The following is an 18,735-nucleotide window of genomic DNA, read 5'->3' as shown; positions in this document are numbered from 1 at the left end:
CAAGAGTGGAAATGAGGTGCGTCGCAGTCTACAGCTTGTATCTCGAAGCTTGCAGCTGCTTTTAAGCGACCTCACACAGGGCCGTCGGATCGATGGAAAGCGCCAGGCGCCGACCGTCGGGATGCAGATCGGCGGCCGAGCGATTGAGCACGTCCACTACCAGTTCCACGCCGCGCGCTTCAACGCGATAACGGATGACGTTGCCAAGCAGGCTGTGGCTGCGGATCTGCGCGTCGAGCTCGCCGTTGAGGCTCAATTCGATGGCTTCCGGGCGAATGGCGATGCGGTGATTGATCGGGCGCTGCAACAGCTTCGATGCGTCCTCGGCGTCGAGCAGGTTGTAGTTGCCGATGAAGCCCGCAGCGAACACATCGACCGGTGCCGTATACAGGGTTTCAGCATCGCCACTTTGTACGATTTTTCCCTGATTCATGAGGAAAATCCGGTCAGACATGGTCAGCGCTTCTTCCTGATCGTGGGTGACGAAAATCGTGGTCAGGCCAAGTTCGCGCTGGATCTGGCGAATCTGCTCGCGCAGGTGTTTGCGAATTCGCGCATCAAGCGCCGAGAGGGGTTCATCCAGCAACAACAATCGCGGGCGGGTCACCAGCGAGCGGGCCAAGGCAACGCGCTGACATTGGCCGCCGGATAGTTGATGCGGATAACGGCCGGCGAAATCATTCAGTTCAACGAGTTTCAACACCTCGGTAACCCTTTTGTGGCTGTCGTCGGCGTTGACCTTTTGCATGCGCAGGCCGAACGCGACGTTCTGTTCCACGGTCATGTTGGGGAACAGCGCATAGCTCTGGAACACCATGCCGATGCCGCGCTTTTGCGGACTGAGTGGCACGATATCGACGCCATCGAGCAGTATCTTGCCGCCATCCACCGATGTCAGGCCGGCGATGCAACGCAGCAGGGTGGATTTGCCGCAACCGGAAGGGCCGAGCAGGGTGACGAATTCGCCCTTGTTGATTTCGCAGTCGATATCGCTGAATACGGTAGTGCCCGCATAACTTTTCTGCAGATGTTGGACGCTGACATAGCTCATTCGCTTTTGTCCTTGTTCAAGATGTTGGCGATCCAGGTCAGGACCAGCACGAATAAGAAGTAGGAGATAACCAGCGCACTGGTGAAGTGTCCGCTGCTGTTGCGCATGTTGTTCAGATAGACCTGCAGGGTTTCGTAGCGGGTGCCGACGAGGATGTTGGCAAACACGAACTCACCGAACAGGAACGAGAACGACAGCAGCAACGCCACCATCAGGCCTTTGCGCAGGTTCGGCAGTACCACCAGAATCGCCGCCTGGAAGGTGCTCGCACCGAGCAGTTGTGCAGCGTCCATCAGGTCGCGCAGGTTGATCGCTTGCAGGTTGTTGGTAATCGCCCGGTACATGAACGGCAGCGCCACGGTGAAGTAGCAACCGATCAAAATCCACGGCGTGCCGACCATGGCCATCGGCCCGGAACCGTACAGCTGCAACAGGCCCACGGACGACACCACTGGCGGCACCGCGAAGGGCAGCAGGATGAGGATGTTCATCAGCGCATCGAGTTTCGGAAAGTGGTAATGGACCACGAACAACAGCGGCAGGATCAGCACCACCGACAGTACCAGCGCGCCGACACACACCAGTAGCGATTGGCCAAAAGCGTGGAGGAAGCGCGGGTCGCTCCACAACTGGAGGTACCACTTGAAGGTAAAACCGCTGGGCAGAATGGTCGCCGACCAACTGCTGGCAATCGAGTAGATCAGCGTGCCCACCAGCGGCAGCAAGAGGATGGCGAACAGCAGGTAGACCACGACGCGGTGGTAGACGCCGACAGGGCCGGATTCAACGCGAGACATGGTAGCTCCTCTTCAACAGCAGTTGATGCACGACGGTGACGATGGTCATCAGCGCGACCAGCACCACGGCCAGCGCACTGGCCAGATTCGGATCGAGCGAAATATCGCCGGAAACCATCGCGGCAATGCGGATCGGCAGCACGTTGAAGTTGCCCGTCGTCAGCGCATACACCGTGGCATAAGCGCCGAGGGCGTTGGCCAGCAGGATCACGAAAGTACCGAGCAGTGCCGGCGTCAGCACCGGCAAGCCAATGTGGCGCCAGAACTGCCAGCCGTTGGCGCCGAGCAGCGCGGCGGACTCGCGCCAGTCTTCACGCAAGGCATCGAAGGCCGGGTACAGCAGCAGCACGCCGAGGGGAATCTGGAAATAGGTGTAGAGGATGATCAGCCCGGTTTTCGAGTACAGGTTGAAGTCCTCAATGATCCCGGCCTGCTTGAGCATGATCGTGATGCTGCCGTTGAAACCGAGCAGGATGATGAACGCGAAAGCCAGGGGCACACCCGCAAAGTTGCTGGTCATGTTGGCGAACGCATTCACAAAATTGCGCAGTTTCGAATCCACCCGGCGCAGGGAATACGCACCCAGTACGGCGATGATGATGCCGAATACGCTCGACCAGAAACTGATCTCGAGGCTGTACTGGATCGCCTGCAAATAGAATTTTGAACTGAAGATTTTCGTGAAGTTTTCAACGCCCCAACCAAACTCTTCCGATTGCAGGCTGTTGATCATCACCCAGATCAGCGGGGCGATTTCGAAGACGATAAAGAATAAAGCGAAGGGCACAAGGCACAGGGCTGCCAGCCATTTGCCGCGAGTCATAGCGTTCACTTGAGCAGCTCCCGGCACACAGGTTTGTCGTGGGGCACGCCGAGCAGCTCGCAGACCGTGCCGCAGATGTCGGTCTGCTTGGGGACGGCGTCTGCGTTCAGGCTGAAGGCCTCACCGAGGACGAACAGCGGCACTTGGCGTTCTTCCGGCAGCAGGCCGTTGTGCGAGCGATCGTTGTTCATGCCGTGGTCGGCGGTCACCAGTACCTGATAACCCGCGTCGAGCCAGCCCTGCAAATAGTCGGCGAGGATGATGTCGGCCGAGCGCGCGCTGTTGCGGTACTGCGAGCTGTCGAGGCCGTGTTTGTGCCCGGCGTCGTCGATGTTCATCGGGTGGATCAGCAGGAAGTTCGGTGCGTGGCGCAGGCGCAGGTTTTCCGCATCGGCGAACAGGTGCGAATCAGGGTAGTGATCGTTCCAGTAGAAATGCCCGTGCTGGATCGGCAGCGATGGATCGTCGGTGTGACGGTCGCGTGCGGCCACAAATGGTGAGCGGTTGTACAGCTCGCTGACCCAGTGATAAGCCGCCGCTGCGGTTATCAGGCCGGCGTCGCGGGCGTAGTGATAGATGCTGCGCTGACTGGACAGTCGCGAGACGTTGTTGTGGACGATGCCACTGTCGATGGGCGGCACGCCGGTAAGAATGCATTCATAAAGCGGTCGGGACAGGGCCGGCAACTCGCACTCCAACTGATAGAGCGCGGCGCGTCCTGCGCCAACGTAAGCCTGCAGATGCCCCATGGCGTGGCGCGCGACTTCATGGCTGAGGCCGTCGAGCACGACAAGGATGACGTTGTGCTTCATAGGGGCAAAAACTCCGCGAAACAGGAAACTTGAAATTCAACCTGGATCCCCTGTGGGCGCGAGCCTGCTCGCGAATGCGCCAGATCATTCAACATTGATGTCGACTGACACAACGCTTTCGCGAGCAGGCTCGCTCCCACATTTGGATCTCAACAGATTACGCAGTAGGGATCAGGCGCCTTATTTCATCTCTACGATGACTTCTTCGTTCCACTTCTGCGGCAGAGCTTTGGAGGTCTTTTCCCAGGCATCGGCGTCCTTGATCGGGGTGACCTTTTTGTACTGCTCGTTCGGCAGCAGTTTGGCCTTCACGTCTTCCGGCAATTGCAGGTGTTCGGCACGGATCGGACGCGCATTACCGCGAGCGAGGTTGGTTTGGCCGGCGTCGCTGAAGATGTATTCGCGAGTCAGCTTGGCGGCGTTGGGGTTTTTCGCGTACTTGTTGATGATGGTGGTGTAGCCGGAAATCACCGAACCGTCGGACGGGATCAGCACCACGTAGTCATCCGGGTTGGCCATCTTGGCTTTGTAGCTCAGGCCGTTGAAGTCCCAGACCACGCCGACTTCGATCTCGCCTTTTTCCATGGTGGCGATGGTCGGGTTGGCCATCGACAGGCGACCTTGCTTGGCGATGTCTGCGAACAGCAGCAGGGCAGGCTGAATGTTTTTCTCGTCGCCACCGTTGGCCAGCGCTGCGGCGAGAACGCCGTTGGCGGCTTGTGCGGCGGTGCTCACGTCACCGATGGAAACCTTGTATTTGCCGCCCTTGAGGTCAGCCCATTTGGTTGGTACTTCGGAACCGTGCAGCAGCTTCTTGTTGACGATGAAGGCGATGGTGCCGGTGTAGGCCAGTGCCCAGTTGCCGTCCTTGTCCTTGGCCCAGTCCGGGACTTGATCCCAGGTACTTGGCTTGTAGGGTTGCACCACGCCTTGCTTGACCGCGATCGGGCCAAAGGCAGCACCGACGTCGCCGATGTCAGCGCTGGCGTTGTCTTTTTCTGCGGCGAACTTGGCGATTTCCTGAGCCGAACTCATGTCAGTGTCGATGTGTTTCAGGCCGTATTTTTTGGCCAGGTCTTCCCAGGTGCCTTTCCAGTTGGCCCAGTCATCGGGCATGCCGACGCTGTTGACGGCGCCTTCCGCTTTCGCAGCGGCTTCGAGGGTTTTCAGATCGGTGTCGGCCGCCATGGCGGCGGTGCACATGGCAATGGTCGAGCCTAACAGTGTTGCCAGGAAAAGCTGTTTCATTCCGAAGCTCCTTGGTCGTGTTCAACGCTGCGATTGCGGTTTGTGTTGGTCTAGGTCAGCAATACCTGAGCCAATTTAAGGGGGCTGGATGACACTTTGATGTCGGTGACCTTGTGTCAGGCCTTTTATTTGACCGGTTTTTGCGGTTGCTCGATAAGCGTAGACCATGCCCAAAGCCCCGGAGGGCAGGGATTTGGCCGATGTATTGCAAGTCGTGAGTGCGACCGTTGAGCCGTTTTGTCATCTCTCGGTCATCTGCACTGCCTAGGCTTGCAGCACATGGACACGGCGTGATCGTCGTGCGGTCTTGCCCCGAAACAGTGCTGGTCTAGTCCAGATAGGTAACGTTGATGCGCGATGAGGCAACAAAAGCGGTGACAGCGATCGGCCAGGTGCTGCAGGAGCAACTCGACCACGGACTTTTGGCGCCCGGCAGCAAGTTGCCGGCCGAGCGCAAGCTCAGTGAGTTGTTCGGCACGACGCGGATAACTGTGCGCGAGGCGTTGTTGCAGTTGGAGGCGCAGGGCCAGATTTATCGTGAGGAGCGGCGGGGGTGGTTCGTTTCGCCGCCGCGTCTGGCGTACAACCTGATGCAGCGCAGTCACTTTCACGCGATGGTCAGTGCGCAGGGGCGGGTACCTTCGACCGAGGTTATTTCGGCCCGACTGCAACCGGCTTCGGCGGCGGTGTGTGCGTGGTTGCAACTGCCGGCGTTGTCGAGTGTGATTCAGATTTGTCGGTCGCGGCGGATTGATGGGCGGCTGGTGCTTTATGTTGAGCATTACCTGAACCCGCAGTTTTTTCCGGGGATTCTGGAGTTTGATCTGAATCAGTCGATTACCGAGTTGTATGCGCGGCATTACGATTTGCACTATGGGCGGGTGCGGTTCGAGATTGTGCCGACGTCTTTGTTGGTGGATGCGGCGGCGGCTTTACGGGTTTCGGTGGGGAGCCCGGGCTTGCGGATTGCTCGGGTTAATTATGATCAGCATGAGCGGTTGATTGATTGTGATCTGGAGTTTTGGCGGCATGATGCGATTCATGTTGGGGTTGATGTGAATTGATCGTTTTGGGTGAATATCCGTTTTTTGGGGGATGGCTGATCAGGGTTCCGCCCTTACGGCGGGTCACTTTTTCCAGACGCCGAAAAAGTAACCAAAAAGGCTTGCTCCTACGTGCGGCCCGCTCGCTGGGGCTCGGGGTGCCTTCGCTCCGGGATCGATCCGGGGGCATCGCTTCCGGTTTGCTTCGCTGCACCTCCTTTCGATGTGTTTGGCTTCGCCAAACGGTCGCTGCGCTCCCACCCCCGGATCAATCCCTCCACTCAGCCTTCCGACGTCGCCCGTGGATCAAGATCAAAAGCGGTACTCGAGCTTGCGCTCATTGTGTTGAGTGGGGCGGCATGCGCCGCCCGCGAGCGGGGTGGACTCATTTTCTTGTGGGAGCTGGCTTGCCAGCGATGGCGGCCTGACAGCCGACCCGTCTCTGGCAGCCTGCCCACAGTCCAATTGTGGGAGCGAGCCTGCTCGCGAAGGCGCCCCCACATTCCCCCATGCTCTACTTGCCTGACCCGGCATTGGCATACAAATAATCCGTCGCCAACGAGGCCAGTGTCCTCACCCCCACCACCAATGCCGACTCATCCACAAAGAACCCCGGATTGTGGTTCGGTGCAGCCTTGCTCATGTCCTGATCTTTTGGCGTCACGCCCAGAAACACAAACAATCCCGGCACTTCTTTGGCGAAGAACGAGAAGTCTTCCGCGCCACCCACCAGCGGCGCATTCACCACGTCATCCCTGGCTGCCCACTTCAATGTCGGCAGCATTTTGTCCGTCAGCGCCGGGTTGTTTATCGTCGGGTCGTATTTTTCGATGATGGTGACATCGGCTTTCGCGCCGCCACTTTCAGCGATTTTCTCGATGGTCTGGCGCACGTCGGCGTGCAGTTTCTGGCGGATGCCGTAGTCGTACGAGCGGATGGTGCCGGTCATGTCGACTGATTCGGGGATGATGTTGTAGCGCGTCCCGCCATTGATGGTGCCGATGCTGACCACCGACGGGTAAGACGAAATATCGGTGCGGCGGCTGACCACGGTTTGCAGGCCGACGATGGTTTGTGCGCCGACAGTGATCGGGTCGATGCCGTCCCACGGGCGGCCGGCATGGGTTTGTTTGCCGAGGATTTTGATGCGCAGGTCATCGGAGCTGGCGAGGGTGGCGCCGGGGCGGTAGGCGATCTGGCCGGCGGGGATGCCGGCCCAGACGTGCAGGCCGAAGACCGCGTCCGGTTTCGGCGATTTCATCACGCCTTCCTCGACCATCATTTTTGCGCCCCAGGTGTTTTTGCCGTCGGGAATGAAGTCGCTTGGGCCTTCTTCGGCCGGTTGGAAATAGAACACCACGGTGCCGGGCAGGGTGTCGCGCATGCCTGTGAGAACTTTCGCTGTGCTGAGCAGGATCGCGGTGTGGGCGTCGTGGCCGCAGGCGTGCATGACGTCGACTTCTTTGCCGAGGTAGGTGCCTTTAGCTTTGGAGGCGAATGGCAGGTCGGCGACTTCCTTGACTGGCAGTGCATCCATGTCGGCGCGCAAGGCCACGGTCGGGCCGGGCAGGCCACCCTTGAGGATGGCGACTACACCTGTGCGGGCGACGCCGGTTTTGACTTCCAGGCCCAGGGCTTTCAGTTGTGCGGCGACCAGTTCCGATGTGCGTTTCTCCGTGTTGCCCAGTTCTGGGTGGGCGTGGATGTCGCGGCGGGTTTCCAGCAGTTCGGGTTCGAGCTGTTTGGCCTGTGCGGCGATCTGTTCACGGGTGCTTTCCATCGTCGCCGCACTGGCGTGGCTGGCGAACAGCGTGAGCAAAACGGCTTGGGCAATACGTGTCAGCTGCATCGGGCTTCTCCATGGTTATTGTTTTTCTGGCTTCCCTGCCTGTGACCCAAGTGTCGCTGCGAAGTGCTATTCCTTCGGCTGGCCACCACCGGCGGTGATCACTTGCACGCTCATGCGTGGGGTCGCCAGATCCAGCCCGGCTTCGTCCAGATGTCGTTTCAGGGAAAGGTTAAACGCCCGCGAGACTTCCCATTGTTTGATCGGCGCAGTCTTGAATCGCGCGCGGAGGATCGCATTGCCGGATTCGAAGCTTTCCACGCCTTGAATCTCCAGTGGCGACCAGATGTTGCGGCGTTGCAGCGGGTCGGTGCGCATTTTCTGGCCGACGTCGCGCATGAGTTTGATCGCGCCATCGATTTCCATGTTGTACGGCACGGCGACGCGGAAGATCGCGTAGCCGAATTCCCGCGAGTAGTTTTTGATGCTTTTGATTTCACTGAACGGGATGGTGTGGACGATGCCGTCGATGTCACGCAGGCGTACGGTGCGGATCGTCAGGCCTTCGACGGTGCCGAGGTGGCCGCCGACATCGACGTAGTCGTCGATCGCCAGCGAGTCTTCGATGATGATGAACAGGCCGGTGATCAAATCCGCGACCAGTGACTGCGCGCCGAAACCGATGGCCAGACCGATGACACCGGCACCGGCCAGCAGTGGCGTGACGTTCATGCCCATGTTCGCCAGAGCGACGATCAGCGCGATGATGAAAATCGTCACGAACAAGACGTTGCGGATCAGCGGCATCATGGTTTGTGCGCGTGCGTTGGCCAGGCCTTTGCGTGAGCGGGTGAGGGCGTGGTGCACGGCGGTGTCGGCGAGGATCCAGATCAGCCAGGAGAAAATCAGTGTGCCGATCAGGCTGAACAGTTTGACGCTGATGTCATGCCCGTCACCTTCGGCGAAACCGATCAGCGACTGGCCCCAGACGCGCAGGCCGAGTTCGATGAATACCAGCCACACGAACAGGTGCGCGAGGGTATAGAAGAAGTTTTTCAGGCGCTCGGAATAGAGCGCGTGGCGTTTCGGCCCGCGTTGCGGTTTGAGTGAATGACGGCGGACGAGGCCGTTTATCACCATGCACAACACCAGCAGCACGGTGCAAATCAGCGACTGGCGCAGCGCGGTGCTGGTGTCGCCGGCGGAAACGAAAGTGGCGAACAGCGAGATGCCGACCAGCACCAGCGCTGGCACGTACCAGAAGGTGCCGAGGATTTCGATGGTGTCGCTGAGGGCGCGGCGGGTCAGGCGGCGTGACAGCGGCTGGTTGCGAATCAGGTGCGCTACCGGCCGGCGGAAACGCAGGATGAACAATCCGGTCGACAGTGCCGCGAGGACATTGGCGATGGTCGCGGCGGTGTGCGCCAGGTGCACGCCGAGTCCTTCAACCAGCCGCGGGTCGCTCAGGGCTTCACCGAACGCGGCGAAGCTGCCGATCAGCCACAGTGGCCGGAACGCCTGGTGGCGCAAAATGTACAACGCGCGATGGCGGTGCGGGCCGTCGAGGAGGGAAAAGGCGATGACGCAGATTGCCGAGAAGCAAGTGCCGACCACCAGTGCGTAGGCCAATAGCATCGCCAGGCTTTTGCCCAGCGACGATGGCAGCGCGTAGCTCATGTAAACGGTGATCACCAGGGCGATCAGCCACGGCCCGAGTTTGCGCAAAGCGAAGCGCAACATGTCGAGGGCCTTGGGGTGTTGCGGCAGTTCTTCGGTGAGGCCGAAGCGCATGCGTACGCGATGACCGAGCCAGATCAGCGCAGCGGCGAGCAGGCTCCAGACCATCAGAATGATGGCGAAGGCAAAGATGATGGGCAGCCATTCGCTGGCCGGCAGTATCAGCGCCTTGAACTCATCCTTGGCCAGATCGAACTCGCTGGACCAGCGCGTCACCGGGCTGTCGGCGCCGGAGAACTGCTTCTCGAAATTGCTCAGTGTGCCGCCAATCAGGCCGAGCACGCCTTGTTCAGGTGAGGCCTGGGCTTTTTTCGTGGCGTCGCGAAGTTTCTTCAGATCGGTCAGCAACTGCGCGCGTTGCTTGTCGTTTTCCAGCGACTTGATGACTTCGTCGAGGGACTGCCCGAGCGGTTCCTGGGCTTCGGGCTGCGCCTTGCTGGTATTGAGCAGGCCCGGCAGACCGACCGCGTGGGCAGGCGCCACTGGCAGCAACGCCATCAGGCAGATGAGGAAAATACAGGGCAGAGCAAACAGACGAGCAAACACTAGGCGGTCAACCTCGCAAGGGGCGGATTCGCTGAAGTGTACGAGCCCGCCGAAAGCAATGCGAGCCGGGCACGGGTTTATTCGTTGAGTTTGGCGAGGATCTTGTAAATCACGGTAACGAGGATCGTCAGCATGCCGATCCACATCGCGAACACACCCGCGTTCTTGTCGCGGAAGTTGAAGCCGATGGCCAGCAGGATCATTCCGCACAGGATGGGAATGAGCATGGCGTGGAAAGAGGACATCGAGATCATGGTGACTGCCTTGTCGAAATGAATGATGTAAGTCTAGGCCGCTTTGGGCTGATCGGTATTGATCTGTGTAGGAGCTGCCCGAGCCTTCGGCAGCTCCTACAGTGGGTCAGGGCAATTCGCGGCAGGCGTAGAACGCGCTCAGCACTTTGACCAGGTGCGCCAGGTCATGGCTGCCGCACAGTTCGCGGATCGAGTGCATGGCGAACGTCGGCAGGCCGATGTCGACAGTGCGCACGCCCAGGTGGCTGGCGGTGATCGGGCCGATGGTCGAGCCGCAGCCCATGTCGCTGCGCACTACGAAGCTTTGCACCGGTACTTCTTCGGCCATGCACAGATGACGGAAGAACCCGGCGGTTTCGCTGTTGGTGGCGTAGCGCTGGTTGCTGTTGACCTTGATCACCGGGCCGGCGTTGAGTTTCGGGCCGTGGTTGGCATCGTGTTTGTCGGCGTAATTGGGGTGCACGCCGTGGGCGTTGTCGGCCGAAACCAGCAAGGATTTCTGAATGGTACGGACGAACTCGTCACCTTCGGGCAGCAGACGACGCAGGGTCTGCTCAAGCATCGGGCCATCGGCACCGCAGGCCGAGCAGGAGCCGACTTCTTCGTGGTCGTTGGCGACCAGGACGCAGGTCTCGTCGGTTTCGGCAGTGAGCAAGGCTTGCAGGCCGGCGTAGCACGACAGCAGGTTGTCGAGGCGCGCGCCGGCAATGAAGTCACCGTTCAGGCCAATGACTGCAGCACTCTGCGTGTCGTAGAAACTCAGCTCGTAATCGAGCACGACGTCGGCGTTCAGACCATGTTCGCGCGCCAGTTGATCGGTGAGCACGGCACGGAAATCGACGCGCTCGTCACCGGCGAACTGCGCAAGAATCGGCGGCAATTCGGTCTGGGCATTGATCGCCCAGCCCATGTTGGCTTCACGGTTAAGGTGAATGGCCAGGTTGGGGATGATCGCGATGGGCGCCTTGAAGTCGATCAACTGGCTTTCGACTTTGCCGTCGCGGCGGAAGGTTACGCGGCCGGCCAGCGAGAGGTCACGGTCGAACCACGGCGCCAGCAGCGCTCCACCGTAGACTTCAACACCCAGCTGCCAGAAGCCCTGGCGCTGTAATTCCGGCTGCGGCTTGACCCGCAGGCACGGGCTGTCGGTGTGTGCGCCAACCAGACGAATGCCACCGTGCAGCGGCGAGTTGCGGCCCATTTTGATCGCGACAATCGAGGAATCATTGCGGGTGACGTAGTAGCGGCCGTTGGTCTCGGTGGTCCATGGCTCGCGCTCGTCGAGACGCACAAAACCGGCAGCCTCCAGACGTTGCACCAGGCTGGCGGTAGCGTGGAACGGGGTAGGGGAGGCCTTGAGGAAGTCGATCAGGCCTTGGTTCAACTCTTCGCGCATAAGAAGCTCCAGACAGCAGTGGGCGGGAGTTTAACGCATCGGCTTGAAGCTTGGGGCATGACATGCGGTCTTGAAATGCATGCAAAAAACTGTGGGAGCGAGCTTGCTCGCGAAAGCGGTATTACATTCAACATCAATGTCGACTGATCAATTGCTTTCGCGAGCGAGCTCGCTCCCACGGGGGGCCGTGTGGTCTGTCAGAACGGCGCCGGGCACTCGAAGCGCAGGCGTTCGCCGGTTTGCGGATGGGTGAAGCTGAGCATGCTCGCGTGCAGGCACAGGCGTGGCCACGCGGCGAGCGCTTGCTCGTGTGCGTAGAGACCGTCGCCGAGCAGCGGATGCCCGATCGACAGCATGTGCACCCGCAACTGGTGCGAACGGCCGGTGATCGGCGTCAGCTCGACGCGACACCAGTCGCCGCAACGCTCAAGCACACGCCAGAAGGTCAGCGCATGTTTGCCGAATTCGTGATCGACCACGTGACGTGGCTTGGTGGGCGGATCGTAGCGCAGCGGCAGGTCGATGCTGCCACTGTCCAGCTCCGGCTGCCCCCAGGCCAGCGCGGTGTAGGCCTTTTCGGTTTCGCGGTCGTGAAACTGGCGCGACAGTTCGCGGTGAGTGTCGGCGTCACGGGCGAGCAGAATGATCCCCGAGGTTTCCCAGTCCAGACGGTGGACGATGCGTGCTTCCGGGTAGCCGTTTTCCTGCAGGCGGGTTATCAGGCAGTCCTTGTTGTCGTCGGCGCGGCCGGGCACCGAGAGCAGCAGGGTCGGTTTGTTCACCACCAGTACAGCGGCGTCCTGATGGAGGATGTGGATGTTGGACAACGGCATTAAAACAGCCTCGTAACAAATGCCAACGGCGGCTCAGGACCATTCCGGGGTCGGAATGGCCCTGAGCCGCCGTGGCGACTACCGGATCGACTTAACGATCAGGCAGGGTGATGTTGAGTTCCAGAATCGAGCAACTGCCCTGGCTTTCCAGTGCAACATGTACGTCGTCGTTACCGATGTTGACGTACTTGCGGATCACGTCGACCAGTTCCTTCTGCAAGGCTGGCAAGTAATCCGGTGTGCTGCGCTGGCCGCGCTCATGCGCCACGATGATCTGTAGACGCTCTTTCGCTACCGAGGCGGTACTTGGCTTTTTGTTGGCACGAAAGAAGTCAAAAAGGTTCATTACCTACCTCCAAACAGGCGCTCGAAGAATCCCTTCTTCGTAACATCGAGGAAACGATGTTCTTTTTCTTTGCCCAGCAGACGATCAACGGCATCGCTGTAGGCCTGACCGGCATCGCTCTGGTCGTCGAGAATAACCGGGACACCCGAGTTGGAAGCCTTCAGGACAGCCTGGGATTCCGGAATGACACCCAGCAGGGTCACTGCCAGGATTTCCTTCACGTCTTCGACGCCCAGCATTTCGCCATCACTGACGCGCTGCGGGTTGTATCGGGTCAGCAGCAGGTGTTCCTTGATCGGCTCTTCGCCTTGTTCGGCACGACGCGACTTGCTGGCCAAGAGGCCGAGCATGCGGTCGGAGTCACGTACCGAGGACACTTCCGGGTTGGTCACGATGATCGCTTCGTCGGCGAAATACATGGCCAGGTGTGCACCTTTCTCGATGCCCGCCGGGGAGTCGCACACCACGAAGTCAAAGTCTGCCTTGAGTTGCATCAGGACTTTTTCCACGCCTTCGACGGTCAGCGCGTCTTTGTCGCGAGTCTGACTGGCGGCCAGTACGTAGAGGTTTTCCAGGCGCTTGTCTTTGATCAGGGCCTGTTGCAGGTTGGCTTCGCCGTTGACCACGTTGACGAAGTCATACACCACGCGGCGCTCGCAACCCATGATCAGGTCAAGGTTACGCAAGCCCACGTCGAAGTCGACGATCACTGTTTTGTGGCCGCGCAGAGCGAGGCCGGTACCGATAGCGGCGCTGGTGGTGGTCTTACCCACACCACCCTTGCCGGATGTAACCACGAGAATCTTGGCCAAGGTGTTTCACCCCTGAGGAAGAAGGACTGTTTAGCCCCTGAAAAACATCTCTTGAAAACTACTGCAGTCGGACAGCCTTGGCTGGAATTTGGCTTTTGGCCTTTTTCCTACTTCGTTTGAGCCGTTTTCGCTACGTTTTAGAGATGCTTGGAAAATGCGGCAGTATCCGTTAAAGCCGAATGATGTTCAACACGTCGCCCGACAGGCTGACCTGTACGCCCGAGCCCCACATGGGGTCGCGACGCAAATCCTCGGAAACCTTGTAATGACCGGCGATGGAGATCAGTTCAGCGCTCAATTGCTGACAGAAAATCCGTGCCTTGGTATCGCCCTTCACGCCGGCCAGCGCACGGCCACGCATTGGGCCGTATACATGGATGTTGCCATCGGCGAGAAGTTCCGCGCCCGGGCTGACCGACGACACCACAACCAGATCGCCACCCTGGGCATATATCTGTTGGCCACCACGCACTGGCGTCGTGATGACACGGGTCGGTTTGATGGTCGGCTCTGGCGGTTTTTCCGGCTTCTTTTTGACTTCGGGTTCCGGGGTTTCCAGCGGTCGTTCACGGGCGCCGGACGGCGGCAGCACCGGGATGTCGATGGCGATGGCAGCGGCGATGTCTTCGATGCGGCTGGCGCGAATCGCCAGGGTGCGCAGGCCATGTTGACGGCATATGCGCATCAGCCCTGGCAGATCGACGGCGCCTTCGCCGGGCGGCAGTTTGTCCAGCGCCAGGACCAGCGGTGCATTGCTGAAGAAATTGGGCGCCTGTGCGACTTTGGCGGCCAGTTGCCGATCAAGGCTTTCGAGGTCGTTGCGGGACAGCTCCAGCACGGTAATGGCCAGCATGCTGCCCTTCAACTGGAACACGGAATCTTGGTCTGGCGAGTGGATTTGGCTCATATCGGCATACAACGGCTTGTCACTAAAAGTGCCGAGACTTATAACGAGAACGCCCGCGAGCCGCAAGCCGGGTCGAACGATGTAGAATGCGCGGCCACTGTATTTACGGAAGCTTTAATGGATCGCCCGCGTTTTCGAAAAGCATTTCTTGCTCCACGCTTCTGGCCGCTCTGGTGCGGTCTGGGGCTTTTGTGGCTGATTGTGCAGTTGCCGTATCCGGCACTGCTGACCATCGGTCGAGTTTTGGGCGCGTTGATGTATCGCGTGGCCGGCGACCGGCGGCGCATCGCCAAGCGCAATCTGGAATTGTGCTTCCCGGAAAAGTCCGCGGCCGAGCGCAAGCGTCTGCTCAAGGAAAACTTTGCCTCGACCGGTATCGCCTTTTTTGAAATGGCGATGAGCTGGTGGTGGTCCCGCGAGCGCCTTGCAAAACTGGCGCACATCGAAGGTCTTGAGCATTTGCAGCAGGCTCAGCGCGAAGGTAAAGGCGTGATCCTGATGGCGGCGCACTTCACCACCCTGGAAATCGGCGCGGCGCTGCTCGGCCAGCAACACACCATCGACGGCATGTACCGCGAACACAAGAATCCGCTGTTCGATTTTGTTCAGCGTCGCGGGCGCGAACGGCACAATCTCGATTCGCTGGCGGTGGAGCGCGACGACGTGCGCGGCATGCTCAAGTTGCTGCGCTCAGGTCGGGCGATCTGGTATGCACCGGATCAGGACTACGGCGCCAAGCAGAGCATCTTCGTGCCGCTGTTCGGCATTCAGGCCGCCACCGTGACCGCGACCAGCAAATTTGCGCGGTTGGGCAAGGCGTTGGTGGTGCCGTTCACTCAGGAGCGTCTGGCCGACGGCAGCGGTTACCGCATGGTGATCCATCCGCCGCTGGAAGGCTTCCCCGGTGAGACCGAAGAGGCCGACTGCATCCGCATCAATCAGTGGGTCGAGAGCGCGCTGCGGGCCTGCCCCGAGCAATACCTGTGGGCGCATCGCCGCTTCAAGAGCCGTCCGCCGGGCGAGCCGAAGTTGTACGCCAAACGCGGTTGACTGACCCATCCCTTAAGCACCATGGAGTGTTGCGATGAGCCCTGCTGAACCGGTTACAGGTTTGATTCTTTCCGGCGGCGGGGCTCGGGCGGCCTATCAGGTAGGGGTGTTGGCGGCGATTGCAGAGTTGCTGCCATTGGGCGCGGACAATCCTTTTCCCGTGATCGTCGGCACCTCGGCCGGGGCGATCAACGCGGTCAGCCTGGCCAGCGGCGCCACCGATTTTCGCGCCGCCATCGAACGCCTCACCCTGTTCTGGCAGGGCTTTCGCAGCCATCGCGTGCTGCGCAGTGACTGGCCTGGCGTGATCCGTCAGGCCAGTCGGTTTGTCAGCCATAGTTTGCTCGGCCTCGGTCGACAAGTGCCGGTGGCGCTGCTCAACAGTTCGCCGCTGCGCGATCTGCTCAATGAAAAACTGCACCTGCCCGGCATTGCCGAAGCCATCGCTCACAAGCAATTGCGCGCCGTGGCGGTGACCGCGTTCGGCTACGAATCGGGGCAAGCGGTGACGTTCTATCAGGGCGGCGGCGTGATTGATGCGTGGCTGCGTCATCGGCGCATTGGCGTGCCGACGCCGTTGTCGGTGGAGCATCTGCTGGCCAGTTCGGCGATTCCGTTGCTGTTCGCGCCGGTGAAGATCGGCGAGGAGTATTTCGGTGACGGCGCGGTCCGCCAATCGGCGCCGATCAGCCCGGCGCTGCACCTGGGCGCGACTCGCGTGCTGGTGGTGGGCGTCAGCGGCAACCCGCGCGGGGTTGATCCGCAGCAGCCGCTGGAACGCACCTACACCGGTCAGCAGCCGACGCTGGCGCAGATCGGCGGGCACATGCTCAACAGCACGTTCATTGACAGCCTGGAGAGCGACATCGAGTTGCTTCAGCGCTTGAACCAGTTCAGCCATTTGATGCCCGATGGCACGCCGACCCGCGCATTGGGCGTGGCGCCGGTGGAGGTGCTGGTGATATCGCCAAGTCAGCCGATCGATGAGATCGCGGCGCGGCATCGCCAGGAATTGCCGGCGGCGTTGCGGTTGTTCTTGCGTGGGCCGGGGGCGACCAGGACGAGTGGGGCAGGGGTGTTGAGTTATCTGCTGTTCGAGGCGGGGTATTGCAGCGAGCTGATTGATTTGGGGCGGCGGGATGCCTTGGCCAAGCGGGAGGAGCTGTGCCGGTTTCTGGGGCTGTCGGAGGCGGTGGTTCCAGCCTGAGATTTGCGTTGAGCCCATTCGCGAGCAAGCTCGCTCCCACAGGATTCGGTATCGAATGCGCAATTTGCGGTCAACATAGAACCACTGTGGGAGCGAGCTTGCTCGCGAAGGCGTCCTTGCGGACGCCGCCGCATCAGAAGTGGAACTTCACCAGGAAGTTGGTCACGCTCTGATTGGTCTTGAACGCACCGGTGTCGTCGATCCCGTACTTGTCTTTCCAGTAATCGTATTCAACACCGACGTACAACTGCTTCTCGCCATAACTCAGTGCCTTGCCCAAGTCGTATTTGACCTGTGGGTTGAAGTGCAGGTTGGCGTGGTAATCGCCTTTGGAGTTGGAATCGTTGTCGGTGACCCAGTCCATGTAGCCGTCGATCAGGATGTTCGAATTGCCCACCGGCACGGTGTAGGACCACACCGGGGTGATCTGCCAGACGTTGTCACCGGCGCGCGAGCCTTCGGTGTGACGCTGGTAGAAGTTCAGCTGGAAGTAGTCGAAGCCCGGGATGGCCAGGTCGAAGCCCGGACCGATCAGGTAGGACTCGGTGTCACCTTCGCCGAACTCGTAAGTCATCGCCAGCAGGACATCTTTGATCGGGCCGAACTCGATCTTCTGGTCGAGAACCTTGCCCAGCGAGATGCGTGGCTGGAACTCGCCGTAGTAGGTGTTCGGACCGTTGTTGAAGTCCTTTTCACCGTTGTAGAAGATCTTGTCGAGGAAGAAGAAGTTGTCCCCGTACTTCCACCCGTCAGCGTGTTCAAAGGTGACGGTCTGCTGGATGCGCGGGTTGACCTGGAAGTCCTTGCCATAGAGGTAAGTCAGGCTGTTGTCCTGCCATTGCAAGAGGCCTTCGGCCATGGCCTGCCCCCCGGCCAGCAAGGATCCCGCAAGCATCAGGCTGGTGCACATACGTTTCATTCGGTTGCTCCCAAAGTAGGTGTTCCACGTTTATTTTTTTTGATCGGCGCTCTGGTGTGGCGCCTTTTTTCGTTGCTGCAAAAAGTCATCCGATCGGTCAGCTTGTTTGCTGTTAGCAAGAGCTGAGCCAAGGCTTTTCGAAAAGCAAAAAAACGCCCTTCGGCTGCTGACAAACAGTCGATTGAGCGTGTTTTCGGGGTGCCTCGGTACTGACCGGGGCCGGGATAAGTTGGCCCGCTGGTCAGGAATTAAATTCGGGCTTTTTTTTAGACCGAATTCAAGAGGTCGCGGAGAATACTGACTCGCAGGCCTCGCCTCAAGTGCCCCGCAACAGAGCACCGACGACAGGCATGGGGCACGGTTGCGGGCCATCTTAGAAGTGCACCTTCACCAGCAGGCTGGCGGTGTTCTGATTGGTGTCGAAGTTAGGGCTGTTTTCGACGCCGTATTTGTTCTTCCAGTAGCTGTATTCGGTGCCGACATACAGTTGCTTCTGACTCCAGCCAAGGGCTTTGCCCAGGTCATATTTGATCTGCGGATTGATGTGCAGGTTGGCGTGGTAGGTGCCGCGCGCGTTCTCGTCGTTGTCGACCACCCAGTCCAGATAACCATCGATCAACAGGTCGGAATTGCCTACCGGAATGCTGTAGGACCAGCCGGGCGTGATCTGCCAGACGCCATCGCCGGGGCGTGGGCCTTCGGTCTGGCGGCGGAAGATGTTCAAGGTGACGTAATTGAAGCCAGGCACTTTGAGGTCGAAGCCGGGGCCGATCAGGTAGGCCTCGCTTTCACCTTCGCCGTATTCGTAGGTCATCGCCAGCAGTACGTCCTTGATCGGGCCGAACTCGATGTTCTGGTCGAAGATCTTGCCGAACGAGAAGCGCGGGGTGAATTCACCGTAGAAGGTGTGCGGGCCTTTGTTGCGGTCTTCCTGGCCGTTGTAGAAGATCTTGTCGACGAACAGAAAGTTGTCGCCGTACTTCCACTTGTCGGCGTGCTCGAAGGTCACCGTCTGCTGGATCGACGGGTTGATCGCGAAATTCTTGCCGTACAGGTAGCTGAGGCTGTTGGTCTGCCAGAGCAGTAAATCGCCGGCCATGGCCTGGGATGCGGCGAGCAGGCCGCCGCTCAATAGCAAACACGATTGCGTGCGAATCATCTGTTGCTC

The 18,735-nt window shown here is 59.7% G+C and carries 18 protein-coding genes; 3 read left to right on the top strand and 15 right to left on the bottom strand.

Annotated features, from left to right (window positions below; all coding sequences use genetic code 11):
* Window positions 1-61: 61 nt before the first annotated feature.
* The 5 genes from AB4P91_RS24260 to AB4P91_RS24240 all read right to left on the bottom strand — a co-directional run bounded on the left by AB4P91_RS24260 (window position 62) and on the right by AB4P91_RS24240 (window position 4,731).
* Window positions 62-1,051, bottom strand: a complete 990-nt coding sequence (locus AB4P91_RS24260) for an ABC transporter ATP-binding protein (protein WP_150595596.1) — start codon at window positions 1,049-1,051, stop codon at window positions 62-64.
* Window positions 1,048-1,848 carry an ABC transporter permease gene (locus tag AB4P91_RS24255; RefSeq protein ID WP_150595597.1) on the bottom strand — a complete coding sequence of 267 codons (801 nt, stop codon included), beginning with the start codon at window positions 1,846-1,848 and terminating at the stop codon, window positions 1,048-1,050. Before AB4P91_RS24255 ends, AB4P91_RS24260 begins: the two co-directional genes overlap by 4 nt.
* Window positions 1,835-2,671 carry an ABC transporter permease subunit gene (locus AB4P91_RS24250; protein ID WP_162184598.1) on the bottom strand — a complete coding sequence of 279 codons (837 nt, stop codon included), beginning with the start codon at window positions 2,669-2,671 and terminating at the stop codon, window positions 1,835-1,837. The genes AB4P91_RS24255 and AB4P91_RS24250 overlap by 14 nt, the downstream gene beginning before the upstream one ends.
* A 5-nt stretch (window positions 2,672-2,676) precedes the next feature.
* The gene (locus tag AB4P91_RS24245; protein ID WP_150688897.1) at window positions 2,677-3,483 is read right to left on the bottom strand and encodes an alkaline phosphatase family protein; all 807 of its coding nucleotides are present in this window, start codon (window positions 3,481-3,483) and stop codon (window positions 2,677-2,679) included.
* 180 nt (window positions 3,484-3,663) lie between these two features.
* The gene (locus tag AB4P91_RS24240) at window positions 3,664-4,731 is read right to left on the bottom strand and encodes an ABC transporter substrate-binding protein (RefSeq protein ID WP_047300342.1); all 1,068 of its coding nucleotides are present in this window, start codon (window positions 4,729-4,731) and stop codon (window positions 3,664-3,666) included.
* 350 nt (window positions 4,732-5,081) lie between these two features.
* Between AB4P91_RS24240 and phnR the strand changes: the two genes are divergently transcribed.
* Window positions 5,082-5,795 carry a phosphonate utilization transcriptional regulator PhnR gene (phnR, locus tag AB4P91_RS24235; protein WP_395603868.1) on the top strand — a complete coding sequence of 238 codons (714 nt, stop codon included), beginning with the start codon at window positions 5,082-5,084 and terminating at the stop codon, window positions 5,793-5,795.
* A 493-nt stretch (window positions 5,796-6,288) separates the two neighbouring features.
* Here phnR and AB4P91_RS24230 read toward each other — a convergent pair whose 3' ends face one another.
* The 8 genes from AB4P91_RS24230 to minC form a co-directional block, all read right to left on the bottom strand.
* Complete coding sequence (locus tag AB4P91_RS24230) at window positions 6,289-7,623, bottom strand: amidohydrolase (RefSeq protein WP_395603867.1); 1,335 nt, start codon at window positions 7,621-7,623, stop codon at window positions 6,289-6,291.
* A 66-nt stretch (window positions 7,624-7,689) separates the two neighbouring features.
* A complete protein-coding gene (locus AB4P91_RS24225) occupies window positions 7,690-9,843 on the bottom strand; it encodes a mechanosensitive ion channel domain-containing protein (protein ID WP_395603866.1) in 2,154 nt (717 codons plus the stop codon).
* 77 nt (window positions 9,844-9,920) lie between these two features.
* Window positions 9,921-10,097, bottom strand: a complete 177-nt coding sequence (locus tag AB4P91_RS24220) for a hypothetical protein (protein ID WP_191624088.1) — start codon at window positions 10,095-10,097, stop codon at window positions 9,921-9,923.
* A gap of 106 nt (window positions 10,098-10,203) precedes the next feature.
* On the bottom strand, window positions 10,204-11,493 hold the full coding sequence (locus tag AB4P91_RS24215) for a M18 family aminopeptidase (RefSeq protein WP_395603865.1): 1,290 nt from the start codon (window positions 11,491-11,493) through the stop codon (window positions 10,204-10,206).
* 197 nt (window positions 11,494-11,690) lie between these two features.
* On the bottom strand, window positions 11,691-12,326 hold the full coding sequence (locus AB4P91_RS24210) for an RluA family pseudouridine synthase (protein WP_016982865.1): 636 nt from the start codon (window positions 12,324-12,326) through the stop codon (window positions 11,691-11,693).
* Between the two features lie 91 nt (window positions 12,327-12,417).
* Window positions 12,418-12,672, bottom strand: coding sequence for a cell division topological specificity factor MinE (gene minE / locus AB4P91_RS24205; protein ID WP_003223146.1), 255 nt, complete (start codon window positions 12,670-12,672; stop codon window positions 12,418-12,420).
* On the bottom strand, window positions 12,672-13,484 hold the full coding sequence (gene minD / locus AB4P91_RS24200) for a septum site-determining protein MinD (protein ID WP_042558418.1): 813 nt from the start codon (window positions 13,482-13,484) through the stop codon (window positions 12,672-12,674). Before minD ends, minE begins: the two co-directional genes overlap by 1 nt.
* 169 nt (window positions 13,485-13,653) lie before the next feature.
* The gene (gene minC, locus AB4P91_RS24195; protein WP_395603864.1) at window positions 13,654-14,391 is read right to left on the bottom strand and encodes a septum site-determining protein MinC; all 738 of its coding nucleotides are present in this window, start codon (window positions 14,389-14,391) and stop codon (window positions 13,654-13,656) included.
* A 117-nt stretch (window positions 14,392-14,508) separates the two neighbouring features.
* Between minC and AB4P91_RS24190 the strand changes: the two genes are divergently transcribed.
* Window positions 14,509-15,441: a lipid A biosynthesis lauroyl acyltransferase gene (locus AB4P91_RS24190; RefSeq protein ID WP_042558420.1), complete on the top strand. Its 933-nt coding sequence runs from the start codon at window positions 14,509-14,511 to the stop codon at window positions 15,439-15,441.
* 34 nt (window positions 15,442-15,475) lie between these two features.
* The gene (locus tag AB4P91_RS24185; protein ID WP_150595607.1) at window positions 15,476-16,648 is read left to right on the top strand and encodes a patatin-like phospholipase family protein; all 1,173 of its coding nucleotides are present in this window, start codon (window positions 15,476-15,478) and stop codon (window positions 16,646-16,648) included.
* 133 nt (window positions 16,649-16,781) lie between these two features.
* On the opposite strand, the gene AB4P91_RS24180 is transcribed toward AB4P91_RS24185, so the two are convergent.
* Both AB4P91_RS24180 and AB4P91_RS24175 read right to left on the bottom strand, forming a co-directional pair.
* A complete protein-coding gene (locus AB4P91_RS24180; RefSeq protein WP_042558422.1) occupies window positions 16,782-17,567 on the bottom strand; it encodes an outer membrane protein OmpK in 786 nt (261 codons plus the stop codon).
* Window positions 17,568-17,940: 373 nt separating this feature from the next.
* Window positions 17,941-18,726: an outer membrane protein OmpK gene (locus AB4P91_RS24175; protein ID WP_395603863.1), complete on the bottom strand. Its 786-nt coding sequence runs from the start codon at window positions 18,724-18,726 to the stop codon at window positions 17,941-17,943.
* Between the last annotated feature and the right edge of the window lie 9 nt (window positions 18,727-18,735).

Origin of the sequence: Pseudomonas sp. B21128, assembly GCF_044218865.1 — a bacterium.
In the GTDB taxonomy this organism is placed as follows: Bacteria; Pseudomonadota; Gammaproteobacteria; order Pseudomonadales; family Pseudomonadaceae; genus Aquipseudomonas; species Aquipseudomonas iridis.
The sequence above is the reverse complement of the archived record's forward strand: the minus strand, read 5'-3'. Positions and strand labels throughout refer to the sequence as shown.

Coding starts and splice junctions, on each gene's coding strand:
- AB4P91_RS24260 (WP_150595596.1), bottom strand. CDS start 1,051: ATGAGCTATGTCAGCGTCCAACATCTGCAGAAAAGTTATGCGGGCACT.
- AB4P91_RS24255 (WP_150595597.1), bottom strand. CDS start 1,848: ATGTCTCGCGTTGAATCCGGCCCTGTCGGCGTCTACCACCGCGTCGTG.
- AB4P91_RS24250 (WP_162184598.1), bottom strand. CDS start 2,671: ATGACTCGCGGCAAATGGCTGGCAGCCCTGTGCCTTGTGCCCTTCGCT.
- AB4P91_RS24245 (WP_150688897.1), bottom strand. CDS start 3,483: ATGAAGCACAACGTCATCCTTGTCGTGCTCGACGGCCTCAGCCATGAA.
- AB4P91_RS24240 (WP_047300342.1), bottom strand. CDS start 4,731: ATGAAACAGCTTTTCCTGGCAACACTGTTAGGCTCGACCATTGCCATG.
- phnR (WP_395603868.1), top strand. CDS start 5,082: ATGCGCGATGAGGCAACAAAAGCGGTGACAGCGATCGGCCAGGTGCTG.
- AB4P91_RS24230 (WP_395603867.1), bottom strand. CDS start 7,623: ATGCAGCTGACACGTATTGCCCAAGCCGTTTTGCTCACGCTGTTCGCC.
- AB4P91_RS24220 (WP_191624088.1), bottom strand. CDS start 10,097: ATGATCTCGATGTCCTCTTTCCACGCCATGCTCATTCCCATCCTGTGC.
- AB4P91_RS24215 (WP_395603865.1), bottom strand. CDS start 11,493: ATGCGCGAAGAGTTGAACCAAGGCCTGATCGACTTCCTCAAGGCCTCC.
- AB4P91_RS24210 (WP_016982865.1), bottom strand. CDS start 12,326: ATGCCGTTGTCCAACATCCACATCCTCCATCAGGACGCCGCTGTACTG.
- minE (WP_003223146.1), bottom strand. CDS start 12,672: ATGAACCTTTTTGACTTCTTTCGTGCCAACAAAAAGCCAAGTACCGCC.
- minC (WP_395603864.1), bottom strand. CDS start 14,391: ATGAGCCAAATCCACTCGCCAGACCAAGATTCCGTGTTCCAGTTGAAG.
- AB4P91_RS24190 (WP_042558420.1), top strand. CDS start 14,509: ATGGATCGCCCGCGTTTTCGAAAAGCATTTCTTGCTCCACGCTTCTGG.
- AB4P91_RS24185 (WP_150595607.1), top strand. CDS start 15,476: ATGAGCCCTGCTGAACCGGTTACAGGTTTGATTCTTTCCGGCGGCGGG.
- AB4P91_RS24180 (WP_042558422.1), bottom strand. CDS start 17,567: ATGAAACGTATGTGCACCAGCCTGATGCTTGCGGGATCCTTGCTGGCC.
- AB4P91_RS24175 (WP_395603863.1), bottom strand. CDS start 18,726: ATGATTCGCACGCAATCGTGTTTGCTATTGAGCGGCGGCCTGCTCGCC.